The following is a 13,651-nucleotide window of genomic DNA, read 5'->3' as shown; positions in this document are numbered from 1 at the left end:
GTTAGGCGGCGTCCATACGGACGTTATCGCGGGCACTCGAGCGTCGACCGGCCGCTCCTACAGAGGCTGATGGCTGGCGATGGGCTCACGCTCACCCACCGGCCACAACTGCGCCACCGCCCAGGCCAGTTCGAAAAACAGGATCACGCCGATCAAGGCCGTGCCGCCATGGGCCAGGGCGTAGATCTGCCAAGTGGAAAACAGCAGCCGCCCGGCGGCGTCGTAACGCCCGAAGGCCAACTGCGGATCGCGGATGCGCAGCACCGACCAGACGCAGACGATCGAGCCCATCAGGTTGACCATCAGCATATGCATGGGCTCGAACGGCGGCAGTTCGCCGGGCAGGTTGAGGGCCTGATTCCACTGCTGCATCAGCCCGTGCAGGGCGAGAAAACTCCAGGGGGTGACAAAGGCGGCGGTGACGATCAGGTCGTACCAACCGCTGGCCCGCACCAATTGACGGTATTGCGCTGTGCTCCACATAAAGGACCGCTCCGGATATTCAAGGAGCACACAGGCTAAAGCCTGGAGTATGCTCCAGGGTCAAGCCCTCCCGAGACTCCAGCATGCGCATCGGTGAACTTGCCCAGGCCTGCGCCGTCAGCCGCGACACCCTGCGCTTCTACGAGCAGCGCGGATTGATCGCGGCACAACGCACCGCCAACGGCTATCGTGATTACCCCAGCGACATGGTGCAGCTGGTGCTCTACATCAAGACCGCGCAACGCCTGGGCTTCAGCCTCGGCGAGATCAGCAGCAGCGTTGCCGCGCTGTGGCAGTCGAGCGATCCGGACAGCGCAGTGACGCAACTGCTGCAAGACAAACTGACCCTGATCGAGACCCGCATCAGCGAACTGGGCGAGTTGCGCCAGGAGCTGCAACAACGGCTCGGCCAGCGTTGCCCATTAAATCCATGATCTTCACTCATCAAGGAATTCCCGCATGTCTACGCCAAAAACCGCACTGATCATCGGCGCCTCCAGAGGCCTGGGCCTGGGCCTGGTGCAACGTCTGCTGGACGCTGGCTGGCAGGTCACCGCCACCGTGCGCAACCCGCAAAAAGCCGAGGCGCTCAAGGCCCTGGGCCCGGTCCGCATCGAGCAGTTGGACATGGACGATCAGCAGGCGGTGATCGCCCTGAACCAGAAGCTCAAAGGCGAAGTGTTCGATCTGCTGTTCGTCAACGCCGGGGTCAAGGGGCCGGACGACCAGACTCCGGGCAAGGCGACCCTGGCGGAAGTCGGCCAGCTGTTCTTCACCAACGCCGTGGCGCCGATCAACCTGGCCCAGCGTTTCGCCCCGCAGATCCGACCGGACAGTGGTGTGCTGGCGTTCATGAGTTCGGTGCTGGGCAGCGTGACCATGCCCGACGCGCCGGAGCTGGCGCTGTACAAGGCCAGCAAGGCGGCGCTGAATTCCATGACCAACAGCTTCGTGACCCAGCTCGAGCAGAAGCTCACCGTTTTGTCGCTGCACCCGGGCTGGGTGAAGACCGACATGGGCGGCGAAGGCGCGGACATCGACGTCGAGACCAGCACCCGCGGCCTGATCGAGCAGATCAATGCCTATACCGGCAAGGGCGGGCACCATTTCGTGAACTACAGGGGCGAAACCATTCCCTGGTAAGCCCGCACCTGTAGCCGCTGCCGACATCGCGGGCAAGCCTCGCTCCTACAGTCACCGCCGTGTGTAGGAGCGAGGCTTGCCCGCGATAGACCGCGCAGCGGTCTCCCCGTAAACTGCGCACCTCGCCCCCGTGGCGACCCTGGATCAGCAGACAGGGCAACACTGAGCTGGCTAACCTGAACCCACTTTCAGAGGAGCCGGCCACCATGCCTGCGACCCGTACCTGGTTAAAAAATCCCCTCGCCATTTTCACTGGCAATGCCCTCGACGCCCGTGGCGGCCTGGTGCTGCAAGACGGCCTGATCGTCGAAGTGCTCGGCGCCGGCCAGCAACCTGCCCAGCCCTGTGGACAGGTCTTCGATGCCCGCGAGCATGTGCTGCTGCCGGGGCTGATCAACACCCACCACCACTTCTATCAGACCCTGACCCGCGCCTGGGCGCCGGTGGTCAACCAGCCGCTGTTTCCCTGGCTGAAAACCCTGTACCCGGTCTGGGCCCGGCTGACCCCGGAGAAACTCGCCCTGGCCAGTAAAGTGGCGCTGGCCGAACTGCTGCTGTCCGGCTGCACCACCGCCGCCGACCACCACTACCTGTTCCCCGCCGGCCTGGAAAACGCCATCGACGTGCAGGTGGCCAGCGTGCGCGAACTGGGCATGCGCGCCATGCTCACCCGCGGTTCCATGAGCCTCGGCGAAGCGGATGGCGGCCTGCCGCCGCAGCACACCGTGCAGCAGGGCGAGGTGATTCTCGCCGACAGCCAACGGCTGATCGCCGACTACCACGAACGCGGCGCCGGCGCGCAGATCCAGATCGCCCTGGCGCCCTGCTCGCCGTTTTCGGTGACCCCAGAGATCATGGCGGCCAGCGCCGAGCTGGCGGAAAAACTCGACGTGCGCCTGCACACCCACCTGGCGGAAACCCTCGACGAGGAAGACTTCTGCCTGCAACGTTTCGGCCTGCGCACCGTGGACTACCTGGACAGCGTCGGCTGGCTCGGCCCACGGACCTGGCTGGCCCACGGCATCCATTTCAACCCGGATGAAATCGCCCGCCTCGGCGCGGCCGGGACCGGCATCTGCCATTGCCCGAGCTCCAACATGCGCCTGGCCTCGGGCATCTGCCCGACCCTGGAGCTGACCGAAGCCGGCGCGCCCGTCGGCCTGGGCGTGGATGGCTCGGCCTCGAACGACGCCTCCAACATGATCCTCGAAACCCGCCAGGCCCTGTACCTGCAGCGCCTGCGTTACGGCGCCGAGAGGATCACCCCGGAGTTGGTGCTGGGCTGGGCCACCCAGGGCTCGGCACGGTTGCTGGGGCGCAACGATATCGGCGAGTTGGCCGTGGGCAAGCAGGCCGACCTGGCGCTGTTCAAGCTCGATGAGCTGCGCTTCTCCGGCAGCCATGATCCGTTGTCGGCGTTGTTGCTGTGCGGCGCGGACCGGGCGGACCGGGTGATGGTCGGCGGCCAGTGGCGGGTGATCGATGGGCAGCTCGAGGGCCTGGACCTGAAGGGGTTGATTGCCGATCACAGCCAGGCGGCCCGACAGCTGATCGCAGGCGCCTGACCGGACGCGTTCGCGGGCAGCCGCGCTCCACACATCGGTAGGAGCGAGGCTTGCCCGCGAAGCTTTTACAGCCCCAACAGCGACAACATGATAAAGGTCGCGAACAGCACAAAGTGGGTCATACCTTCGATGGCATTGGTCTCACCGTCGTTGAGGTTGATCGCGCTGACGATCAGGGTGATGAAGATCATCACGGTCTGCACCGGGGTCATCGCCATCTGGAACGGCTGACCGGTGTAGAGCGCCATGGCTTCCATCACCGGCACCGTCAGGATCACCGTCGACAACGACGCCCCCAACGCAATATTGACCACCGACTGCATGCGATTGGCTAACGCCGCGCGCAGGGCCGTGAGGATCTCCGGCGCCGCGGAAATCGCCGCCACCAGGATCGCCGTGATCACCGGCGGCGCGCCTGTGCCTTCCAGCCCCAGGTCGAGGGTCTTGGACATCACCTCCGCCAAGGCGCCGATCAACACCACGCCGAACACCAGGGTGGCGATGGAAAACGCCAGGCTGACAGGCGTTGGTTCGTCTTCCGTCGGTTCTTTCTTGCGGCGTTTTTCCGGGTAGCTGTAGCTGAAGAAGTAGCTGTGGGCGCCGACCTGCATGCGCAGGAACAGGGTGTACAACAGCACCATCGCGCCAATGGTGAAGGCCGAGTAGAGCTTCCATTTCGACTCGGGAATGAACTCCGGCACCACCATCGACACGCCCATGGCGGTGAGGATCATCACGCTGTAGGAGCGGGCCGAGTCGTCGTTGTAGGCCTGCTCGCCATGCTTGATCCCGCCCATCAGCGCGGCCAGGCCGAGGATGCCGTTGATGTCGAGCATCACCGCCGAATAGATGGTGTCGCGCACCAGGGTCGGCGAAGCCTCGTTGCTCATCATGATCGCCAGGATCACCACCTCCACCAGGACCGCGGCGAGGGTCAGGATCATGGTGCCGTAAGGGTCGCCGACCTTCTCCGCCAGCAGCTCGGCGTGATGGGCGACGCGCATCGAGGCGGCGACGATGAAACCGATCAGCACCAACCCGGAGATCAGCGCCACGCCCTGGCCGCTGTTGAGCAACGCATGCTCCAGCGGATAGGCAACCAGCGCCGCGAGCAGCGCCAGCAACAGAAAACTTTCTTGCTTGAGTGAAGTGAACATTGCAGTCCTTTGACCGGATAAATCGAGCAGTAAGAGATGAGCTAAGGACTGCATGGAGTCACTAACGTTTCGTTACACCTTAGTGCACCAGGGGTTGGCATGGAGTGGGCATGGCGCACCGGGTTGGCTCTTGGGCGGCCTTGAGATTGATCGCGGGCAAGCCTCGCTCCTACAGGTTTTACGCCATGCCGGATCCCATGATCGCCGCGACTCTGTAGGAGCGAGGCTTACCCGCGAAGGCTTCACCCTGGCCCCCGAAAATTTTGTTGTCTTGTTGGTCAGCTATTTGCATTGAGCCATTCAAGCCTCAGAGCCCAGCCTCGCCCCACAACAAAATGGAGTCCGGATTCATGCATAAACGTCCGCTGCAAAAACTGCTGTGCGCCCTCACCGCGGCCATCGGCCTGAGCGTCTCGCTGGGCGCCAGCGCCGCCGATCCGTTGAAGGTCGGCTTCGTCTATATCGGCCCGATCGGCGACCACGGCTGGACCTATCAGCATGAACAGGGGCGCCTGGCGCTGGTGGAGAAGTTCGGCGACCGGATCAGGACCAACTACGTGGAGAACGTCGCCGAAGGCGCCGACGCCGAGCGGGTGATCCGCAACATGGCCAAGGACCAGTACGACCTGATCTTCACCACCTCCTTCGGCTACATGAACCCGACCCTGAAAGTCGCCAGGCAATTCCCCAAGACCACCTTCGATCACGCCACCGGCTACAAACAGGACAAGAACCTCGGCACCTACCTGGCCCGCACCTATGAAGGTCGCTACGTCGGCGGTTTCCTCGCGGCGAAGATGACCAAGAGCAAGAAGGTCGGCTACATCGCCTCCTTCCCGATCCCGGAAGTGATCCGCGACATCAATGCCATCCAGCTGGCCCTGAACAAGTACAACCCGGGCACCGAGATCAAGGTGGTATGGGTCAACTCCTGGTTCGACCCGGGCAAGGAAGCCGACGCCGCCAATGCCCTGATCGACCAGGGCGCCGACGTGATCTTCCAGCACACCGACAGCCCGGCGCCGATCCAGGCCGCCGAACGCCGTGGCGTATATGCCGTGGGCTACGCCTCGGACATGGCCCACTTCGGGCCGAAAGCGGTGCTGACCTCCATCGTCAACAACTGGGGCCCGCACTACATCCAGGCCACCCAGGGCGTGCTCGACCACAGCTGGAAATCCCAGGACTACTGGGGTGGCCTGAAGGAAGGCACGGTCCAATTGCCGATCAGCGACCTGGTGCCAGCCGAGGTCAAGAGCGAGGCCGAGCAGATCATCGCCGATATCAAGAGCGGTGCCTTCCACCCATTCACCGGGCCGATCAAGGATCAGGCCGGCGTGGAAAAACTCGCCGCCGGGGTCAGCGCCAGCAATGCAGAACTAGCGTCGATGAACTATTACGTGGAAGGCATGAAGGCCGACATTCCGAAATGACTCGCCTGTAGCCGCTGCCGCTGGCTGCGCCAAGGTCCGAAGGACCTTTGCTCGATCTCAAGAGCACGCCCCCTCCGGGGTCGATCGCAGCCTGCGGCAGCGGCTACAGGGCAGTGGCTACCTTGAGAGCATTTATATGAACCAGCTTCCAATCATCGACATCAGCCCGCTCTACGGCGACGACGCCCACGGCTGGAACAGCGTTGCCCAGCAGATCGACCGCGCCTGCCGCGAATGGGGTTTCTTCTATATCAAGGGCCACCCGATCACCTCCGCGCGCATCGGCCAATTGCTCGACGCCGCCCGGCAGTTCTTCGCCCTGCCGGCCGCCGAGAAACTCAAGATCGATATCACCCAGACCCGCCACCATCGCGGCTACGGTGCGATCGCCACCGAGCAGTTGGACCCGAACAAGCCCAGCGACCTCAAGGAAACCTTCGACATGGGCCTGCACCTGCCGGCCGAACATCCCGAGGTGCTCGCGGAAAAGCCGCTGCGCGGCAGCAACCGGCACCCGGATATCGCCGGCTGGGAAACCTTGATGGAGCAGCACTACCTGGACATGCAGGCCCTGGCCCAGACCCTGCTGCGGGCCATGACCCTGGCCCTGGGCATCGAGCGCGACTTTTTCGACAGTCGCTTCAAGGAGCCGGTCAGCGTCCTGAGCCTGATCCATTACCCGCCGCGACACACCGCCAGCAGCGACGAGCAGCAAGGCGCCGGCGCCCACACCGACTACGGCTGCATCACCCTGCTCTACCAGGACAGCGCCGGCGGCCTGCAAGTGCGCAACGTCCAGGGCCAGTGGATCGACGCCCCGCCCATCGAAGGCACCTTCGTGGTCAATCTGGGCGACATGATGGCCCGCTGGAGCAACGACCGTTACCTGTCGACGCCGCACCGGGTGATCAGCCCGCTGGGGGTGGACCGCTACTCGATGCCGTTCTTCGCCGAACCCCATCCGGATACCCGCATCGAATGCCTGCCTGGCTGCCAGGATGCCGAGCGTCCGCCGAAGTACCCGGTCACCACCTGCGCCGAATTCCTCTTGTCGCGGTTTGCCGATACCTATGCCTATCGCCGGGAACTGCAAGCGTCCTGATCGCCCGGCTGGTCAGGTTTTGCCGAATAGTCCGCGTGCGCCTGTAGAATGCCAGCCCTTATGGGCGCGGTGAAACCTGACGCGCCCGCGCAGCCCTGGGGAAACCCGGGGCCAGCGCCTGTCATCGCACCTTGCGGTCGGCTTTTCGCCGCAGGATGATGGAGCGCAACACGTTCACGCAGCGCTCGACTGCACCTGATGAGATCACACCCATGTACGACTGGCTGAACGCCTTGCCCAAGGCCGAACTGCACCTGCACCTCGAAGGATCCCTCGAGCCCGAGCTGCTGTTCGCCCTGGCCGAACGCAACAAGATCGCCTTGCCCTGGAGCGATGTGGAAACCCTGCGCAAGGCTTATGCCTTCAACAACCTGCAAGAGTTCCTCGACCTGTACTACCAGGGCGCGGACGTACTGCGCACCTCCCAGGATTTCTACGACCTGACCTGGGCCTACCTGCTGCGCTGCAAAGCGCAGAACGTCATCCACACCGAACCCTTCTTCGATCCGCAGACCCACACCGATCGCGGCATCCCTTTCGAAGTGGTGCTCAACGGCATCGCCAGCGCGTTGAAGGATGGCGAGCAGCAACTGGGTATCACCAGCGGCCTGATCCTCAGCTTCCTGCGCCACCTGAGCGAAGACGAAGCGCAGAAAACCCTCGACCAGGCGCTGCCGTTCCGCGAAGCCTTTGTCGCGGTCGGCCTGGACAGTTCGGAAATGGGTCACCCGCCGAGCAAGTTCCAGCGGGTGTTCGACCGGGCCCGCAGCGAAGGTTTCCTCACCGTCGCCCACGCCGGTGAAGAAGGCCCGCCCGAGTACATCTGGGAAGCCCTCGACCTGCTGAAGATCCAGCGCATCGACCACGGCGTGCGCGCCTTCGAGGACGAGCGACTGATGCAGCGCATCATCGACGAGCAGATCCCGCTGACCGTCTGCCCGCTGTCGAACACCAAGCTCTGCGTGTTCGATCACATGTCGCAGCACAACATCCTCGAGATGCTCGAGCGTGGGGTGAAGGTCACTGTGAACTCCGATGACCCGGCCTACTTCGGCGGCTACGTCACCGAGAACTTCCACGCCCTGTACACCCACCTGGGCATGACCCAGGATCAGGCCAAGCGCCTGGCGCAGAACAGCCTGGATGCGCGGCTGGTCAAGCCGTAAACCCCATCGCGGGCAACCTGCCCGCGATAACCCTGTAGCCGCTGCCGAAGGCTGCAATCGACCGGAACGGTCGCAGCGATCTCAATGACGCCGGAGGTCCTGCGGACCTAACGCAGCCTTCGGCAGCGGCTACAGATCAGAAGCTCAAACGCCGACTTCGCTCAACTCTTCCAGCGTCTTGCCCCGGGTCTCCATCCCGAACAGCCAGACCACCGCCGCGGCGACCGCGAAACACAGCGCGCCCAGGGCGAATACCCCACCCTGCCCGGTCATAGGGAACACCACGCCGGTCACCAAAGGCCCGAGCAACGAACCGATGCGCCCCACCGCCGAGGCGAACCCGGAACCGGTAGCCCGCGCCGAGGTGGGATACAACTCAGGCGTATAGGTGTAGAGCACCGCCCACATGCCGAACAGGAAGAACTGCATCAACAGGCCGGAGCTGATCAACAGTGCCACGTTGCCGCCGAACACCGCGCTCTGCCCGTAGAAAAACGCCATGACCCCACCGCCCAACAGGGTGAACACGCACACCGGCTTGCGCCCCCAGCGCTCCACCAGCCAGGCGGCCATGAGGAAACCGGGAATCCCGCCGAGGGAAATCAGCACCGTGTAGTACACCGACTGGGTCACGGCGAAACCCGACTGCTGCAACAGGGCACTGAGCCACGAGGTCAGGCCGTAAAAACCCAGCAGGGCAAAGAACCACACGCTCCAGATCATCATCGTGCGTTGGCGATAGAGCGGCGACCAGATCTCGCGCAAGGCCGAGAAGAAATGCCCCGGCACGCTTTCTACCCGCGGCAGGCGCACCGGCTCGGGCAGATCCACGCGCTGCAACGAGGCGCGGACCTTATCCTCGATCCGCCGCAGCACCTGGTCGGCATCGGCGTGCCGCCCGGCCTGTTCCAGCCAGCGGGGCGACTCGGGAATGAAGAAACGGATCGCCAGCACGAACACCGCCGGGATCGCCAGGACCAGGAAGATGTCGCGCCAGCCGATCAGTGGCAGCAGGAAGTAGGAGAGCACGCCCGCCGCGACGAAACCCAGCGGCCAGAAGCCGTCCATCAAGGCGATATAGCGCCCGCGCCGCTTGGCCGGGATCATCTCCGACAGCATCGACTGGGCAATGGGAAACTCCATGCCCATGCCGATCCCCAGCAGCACCCGGAACAGGGTCAGGCTGTCCACCGTCTGCGCCGTGGAGCACAGGTAACTGGCGATGCCCCAGAGCACGATGCTCCACTGGAACACCGGCTTGCGCCCGAAGCGGTCGGCGAGCATGCCCGACAGTGATGCGCCGACCACCATGCCGAAGAAACTCGAACTGGCCAGCAGGCCGGCCTGGGCCGTGCTCAGGCCGAACTCGGCTTTGATCGAGCCGAGCAGGAAGGTCATCATCGCCAGGTCCATGGAGTCGAAGAAAAACGCCAGGGCGATGATGATGAAAATGACTCGGTGATAACCGCTGATGGGCAAGCGTTCCAGACGCTCCGCCGCACTGTATCCCTGACTTGCCATGCCCCGTCCCCCCGATTGAATGGTCTGCAATCGAGTGTGCAAGATCGACGCCGCCGCTCAGTGCTGGATACGACCTGCCCGCACCCCGCAACGACGCCGCCGGCCAGGGTCATTGATCGGCGTGGGTGGGCTTGGGGTAATGCGCGGAAATTTCAGCGCAGCGCGCCTGCAACATGTCCCGCAGCAGCTTCACCGGTTTGCTCAACTGCGCCCGATGGGCGCACAACAGGTTCAGCGGTGCCCGTTCGCAGCGCAGCTCCGGCATCAGCACCCTGAGCCGCCCGGCCAGCACATCGGCCGCCACGTCGAGCCAGGACTTGTAGGCGATGCCCCGCCCCGCCACGGCCCACAGGCGCACCACATCGGCATCGTCGCTGAAACGGTCGCCGCTGACCGTCAGGCCGACCTCGCGCTTGCCGTCATGGAAACTCCAGTGGTCGTGCACCCGGCTGCCGAGCATGTAGAGCAGGCAATTGTGCTGGGCCAGTTGCTCCAACTGACGCGGCTCGCCATGGCGGGCCAGGTACTCGGGGGCGGCCACCAGCACCCGGCGGTTCTGCGGCGCGACCGGCAGGGCCACCAGGCTGGAGTCTTCCGGTTCGCCGTAACGCAGGGCGATGTCCACCGGTTGGCGAAACAGGTCGGCGATGCGGTCGCCCAGCAGCAGGCGCACAGTCAGCCGGGGATGTTCCTGCTGGAATTGGTCGAGCCAGGGCAGCAACAGGTTGCGGCCGAAGTCCGAAGGCGCGGACAGCTGGAGAACGCCGCTGACCTGATCCTGCCCGCTGGCCAGCAGGCGCCGCCCCTCCTCCAGGTTGCTCAGGGCCGCGCGGGCGTATTCGAGAAACCCTTCGCCCTCGGCGGTCAGGCGCAGGCTGCGGGTCGAACGTGCCAGCAGCCGGGCGCCGAGTTGCTGCTCGATACGCTTGAGGGCGGCGCTGGCCACCGCCGCCGACAGGTCCATGACCCGCGCCGCGGCGGACAGGCTGCCGAGGTCGGCGGCGCGCACGAACAATTGCAGGTCATCGAATCGCAGCATCTGGCTCACCGGGCATTATCAAAAAAACATTGAAAGAGACTGCTGTTTTAGCCGGTTTTATCTGCCAGGGAAATGGCCAATGATCAGCGCACTCTTACACCAGCCCGTCATACCCGCCCTGAAGGACACCGCCATGTCGCAAGCCTTTACCGCCATTGCCACCCTTGTCGCGAAGAGCGGCCAGCAAGCCCTGCTCCAACGCGAACTCACCGCCCTGGTGCAACCAAGCCGTGAAGAAACCGGCTGCCAGTACTACAACCTGCACCAGGATGCCGAAGACCCAGGCACCTTTTATGTACTGGAGCGCTGGGACGGCGAGGCGGCCCTGGAGTTTCACAACGCCACGGCGCACTTCCAGCACTTTCTCAGCCAGACCCGCGAGGTGATCGAGCACTTCGAACTCAAACGCCTGCTGCTCCTCTGACCCAACCTTCATCTTCATCAGGAAAACTCACCATGAAAGCCATCGCCTACTACGCCTCCCTGCCGATCGACAATCCCCTGTCCCTGCAAGACATCGAACTGCCGGAACCGGTCGCCGGCCCGCGCGACCTGCTGGTGGAAGTCAAAGCCATCTCGGTCAACCCGGTGGACACCAAGGTCCGCCAGAACGTCCAGCCTGAAGGCGGCGCCGCCAAGGTGCTGGGCTGGGACGTGGCCGGGGTGGTCAAGGCGGTGGGCAGCGAAGTCAGCCTGTTCAAGGCCGGTGACAAGGTGTTCTATGCCGGCTCGATCGCCCGCGCCGGTGGCAACAGCGAACTGCATGTGGTGGACGAACGCATCGTCGGCCATATGCCCAAGAGCCTGGGGTTCGCCGAAGCCGCCGCCCTGCCGCTGACCGCGATCACCGCCTGGGAACTGCTGTTCGAGCGCCTGCAAATCGCCGAAGGCCCGGCCGATCAGCAGCAGAGCCTGTTGATCGTCGGCGCGGCCGGCGGCGTGGGTTCGATCCTCACCCAACTGGCCAGCCAGCTCACCGGCCTCAAGGTCATAGGCACTGCCTCGCGCGCTGAAACCCAAGGCTGGGTGCGGGAGTTGGGTGCCGACCTGGTGATCGACCACAGCCAGCCGCTGAGCCAGGAACTGAAGAAGGCCGGCCAGGCCAGCGTCACCCATGTCGCCAGCCTGACCCAGACCGACGCGCACCTGGACGAACTGGTCGAGGCCCTCGCGCCACAGGGTCGGCTGGCGCTGATCGACGATCCGAAAACCCTCGACGTGACCAAGCTCAAGCGCAAGAGCCTGTCGCTGCACTGGGAGTTCATGTACACCCGCTCGCTGTTCGAGACCGCGGACATGCAGGAGCAGCACAAGCTGCTCAACCGCGTCGCCGAGCTGATCGACGCCGGCACCTTGAAGACCACCCTCGGCGAGCACTTCGGCACCATCAACGCGGCCAACCTGCGGCGCGCTCATGCCTTTCTGGAAAGCGGCAAGGCCAAGGGCAAGATAGTGCTGGAAGGGTTCTGAGACGAGGGTCGGACGGCGTCCTGCCTGTGCCCAAAAGGGGCAGGATGCCGTCAGTCCGACAGTTGATCCTTGTCATACTTGTGACCGTATTCAGGTCTACACTGGGGGCCTTTGCAGTGCAAATCTTTTACCCGAGGAGGTCAGCAATGAAGATCCTGATAAAAGAATTGGCAAAATCCCAAGGCACCCAATGGCAGGTTCAACTCGACCAGCATGCGGTGACCTTCCGCAGCGAGGCCGAAGCCCGAGCCTTCGCCAATACGCTGGAAACGCGTTTGCACGCCCCCCATCGATTCCCCGAAAGCCAACAGCGCGCCGCCGGCTGATTACAGCTGAGCGGCTTGCAGCGCCCTGGCGTTCTGCAATTTCCGGGTGACCATCGCCAGCGTCACCACCAGAATCCCACACAGGCTGATGACCGTCGCCATCGGCACGGCGCTGCCGTCGTGCAGCACGCCCACCAGCGCCGCGGCGCCGGCCGCCACGCTGAACTGCAGGCAGCCGAGCATCGCCGAGGCACTGCCGGCCCGTGCGCCCTGACCGTTCATGGCACAGGCCGAGGCATTGGGAATGATGCAACCCAGGCTGGCGATGCAAATGAACAGCGGCACCAGCAGCGGCCAGAGTTGTGCCGGGTGCAGCGAACTGACGGCGAGCAGCGCCAGACCGCCCAACAGGTAGAGCCACACCGTGCGTGCCAGCAGGAAGGCAGGACCGCGCTTGGCCAGCAATCGCGCATTGATCTGCGCCACCAGGATGAAGCCGCCGGCGTTGATCCCGAAGAACCAGCCGAAGTGCTCGGCCGGCACGCCGTAGAGTTTGATAAAGACGAAAGGCGAACCGGCGATGTAGGCGAACATCCCGGCGATGGCGATGCCCCCAGTCAGGGCATGGCCGAGAAACACCCGGTCAGCCAGCAGCCGACCGTACTGACGCAAGGCCCCGGACAACGGCTGGCGCGGCACCTGGGCCGGCAGGCTTTCCGGCAAGCCCAGCGCCACCGCCAGGCCGGCCATGGCGCTGAACAGGGTCAGCATGATAAAGATCGACTGCCAGCCGTAGAGATTCACCAGCAGACCGCCGAGCATCGGCGCCAGGATCGGCGCCAGGCCCATGACCAGCATCAGCTGGGAAAACACCTTGGCCGAACCCACCGCATCGCACTTGTCGCTGACCACCGCCCGGGAAATCACCATGCCCGCGCAGCCGCCAAGCGCCTGGACAAAGCGCGCACCGATCAACCACTCCAGGTTCGGCGCGTAGGCACAGGCCAGGGACGCCAGGGTGAACAGCCCCACCCCGACCAGCAACGGGATGCGCCGGCCAAAGCGGTCAGCCACGGGGCCGTAGGCCAGCTGGCCGATGGACAGGCCGAGGAAGTAGGCCGCCAGGGTCAGCTGGACGTGTTTTTCATCGGTGCCAAAGGCCAGCGCCATCGCCGGGAACGCCGGCAGATAGAAGTCGATGGCCAGAGGACCGAAGGCGCTCAAGGCGCCGAGAATCAGGATTGTGCGAAGGTTCATCAGGCATCCAGGTGCGGGTCGGTCGGCAGTCCGACAGTTTATCCGCGCT

Annotated in this window: 14 protein-coding genes; 9 read left to right on the top strand and 5 right to left on the bottom strand. The window is 64.3% G+C overall.

Features of this window, described 5'->3' with window-relative positions; genetic code table 11:
* Window positions 1-57: 57 nt before the first annotated feature.
* On the bottom strand, window positions 58-483 hold the full coding sequence (locus tag C4K38_RS03655; protein WP_053277316.1) for a hypothetical protein: 426 nt from the start codon (window positions 481-483) through the stop codon (window positions 58-60).
* 83 nt (window positions 484-566) lie between these two features.
* Between C4K38_RS03655 and C4K38_RS03650 the strand changes: the two genes are divergently transcribed.
* From C4K38_RS03650 to C4K38_RS03640, 3 genes are all read left to right on the top strand, one after another.
* Entirely contained in the window at window positions 567-917 is a 351-nt protein-coding gene (locus tag C4K38_RS03650) for a MerR family transcriptional regulator (protein ID WP_053277315.1), read from the top strand.
* Window positions 918-942: 25 nt separating this feature from the next.
* Window positions 943-1,626 carry an SDR family oxidoreductase gene (locus C4K38_RS03645; RefSeq protein ID WP_053277314.1) on the top strand — a complete coding sequence of 228 codons (684 nt, stop codon included), beginning with the start codon at window positions 943-945 and terminating at the stop codon, window positions 1,624-1,626.
* 206 nt (window positions 1,627-1,832) lie between these two features.
* Entirely contained in the window at window positions 1,833-3,191 is a 1,359-nt protein-coding gene (locus C4K38_RS03640; RefSeq protein WP_053277313.1) for an 8-oxoguanine deaminase, read from the top strand.
* Between the two features lie 65 nt (window positions 3,192-3,256).
* On the opposite strand, the gene C4K38_RS03635 is transcribed toward C4K38_RS03640, so the two are convergent.
* A complete protein-coding gene (locus C4K38_RS03635; protein WP_053277312.1) occupies window positions 3,257-4,348 on the bottom strand; it encodes a calcium:cation antiporter in 1,092 nt (363 codons plus the stop codon).
* Window positions 4,349-4,698: 350 nt separating this feature from the next.
* Here C4K38_RS03635 and C4K38_RS03630 point away from each other — a divergent pair, with 350 nt between their 5' ends.
* The 3 genes from C4K38_RS03630 to C4K38_RS03620 all read left to right on the top strand — a co-directional run bounded on the left by C4K38_RS03630 (window position 4,699) and on the right by C4K38_RS03620 (window position 8,049).
* Window positions 4,699-5,781: a BMP family ABC transporter substrate-binding protein gene (locus tag C4K38_RS03630; RefSeq protein ID WP_053277311.1), complete on the top strand. Its 1,083-nt coding sequence runs from the start codon at window positions 4,699-4,701 to the stop codon at window positions 5,779-5,781.
* A 136-nt stretch (window positions 5,782-5,917) separates the two neighbouring features.
* The gene (locus C4K38_RS03625) at window positions 5,918-6,883 is read left to right on the top strand and encodes a 2-oxoglutarate and iron-dependent oxygenase domain-containing protein (protein ID WP_053277310.1); all 966 of its coding nucleotides are present in this window, start codon (window positions 5,918-5,920) and stop codon (window positions 6,881-6,883) included.
* A 212-nt stretch (window positions 6,884-7,095) separates the two neighbouring features.
* Window positions 7,096-8,049, top strand: coding sequence for an adenosine deaminase (locus C4K38_RS03620; protein ID WP_053268142.1), 954 nt, complete (start codon window positions 7,096-7,098; stop codon window positions 8,047-8,049).
* Window positions 8,050-8,193: 144 nt separating this feature from the next.
* Here C4K38_RS03620 and C4K38_RS03615 read toward each other — a convergent pair whose 3' ends face one another.
* Together C4K38_RS03615 and C4K38_RS03610 are read right to left on the bottom strand one after the other, a co-directional pair.
* Complete coding sequence (locus tag C4K38_RS03615) at window positions 8,194-9,570, bottom strand: MFS transporter (RefSeq protein WP_053277309.1); 1,377 nt, start codon at window positions 9,568-9,570, stop codon at window positions 8,194-8,196.
* Window positions 9,571-9,679: 109 nt separating this feature from the next.
* Window positions 9,680-10,609: a transcription regulator VimR gene (locus C4K38_RS03610; RefSeq protein ID WP_053277329.1), complete on the bottom strand. Its 930-nt coding sequence runs from the start codon at window positions 10,607-10,609 to the stop codon at window positions 9,680-9,682.
* Window positions 10,610-10,742: 133 nt separating this feature from the next.
* Between C4K38_RS03610 and C4K38_RS03605 the strand changes: the two genes are divergently transcribed.
* The 3 genes from C4K38_RS03605 (at window position 10,743) to C4K38_RS03595 (ending at window position 12,405) form a co-directional block, all read left to right on the top strand.
* Window positions 10,743-11,033, top strand: coding sequence for a putative quinol monooxygenase (locus C4K38_RS03605; protein WP_053277328.1), 291 nt, complete (start codon window positions 10,743-10,745; stop codon window positions 11,031-11,033).
* A 32-nt stretch (window positions 11,034-11,065) separates the two neighbouring features.
* Window positions 11,066-12,079, top strand: a complete 1,014-nt coding sequence (locus tag C4K38_RS03600; RefSeq protein ID WP_053277308.1) for a zinc-binding alcohol dehydrogenase family protein — start codon at window positions 11,066-11,068, stop codon at window positions 12,077-12,079.
* Window positions 12,080-12,225: 146 nt separating this feature from the next.
* Window positions 12,226-12,405: a hypothetical protein gene (locus C4K38_RS03595; protein ID WP_053277307.1), complete on the top strand. Its 180-nt coding sequence runs from the start codon at window positions 12,226-12,228 to the stop codon at window positions 12,403-12,405.
* On the opposite strand, the gene C4K38_RS03590 is transcribed toward C4K38_RS03595, so the two are convergent.
* Window positions 12,406-13,602: a multidrug effflux MFS transporter gene (locus C4K38_RS03590; RefSeq protein WP_053277306.1), complete on the bottom strand. Its 1,197-nt coding sequence runs from the start codon at window positions 13,600-13,602 to the stop codon at window positions 12,406-12,408.
* Window positions 13,603-13,651 lie beyond the last annotated feature (49 nt).

The organism is Pseudomonas chlororaphis subsp. piscium, from assembly GCF_003850345.1.
In the GTDB taxonomy this organism is placed as follows: Bacteria; Pseudomonadota; Gammaproteobacteria; order Pseudomonadales; family Pseudomonadaceae; genus Aquipseudomonas; species Aquipseudomonas piscium.
This window is presented reverse-complemented; position numbering and strand designations above follow the sequence as displayed.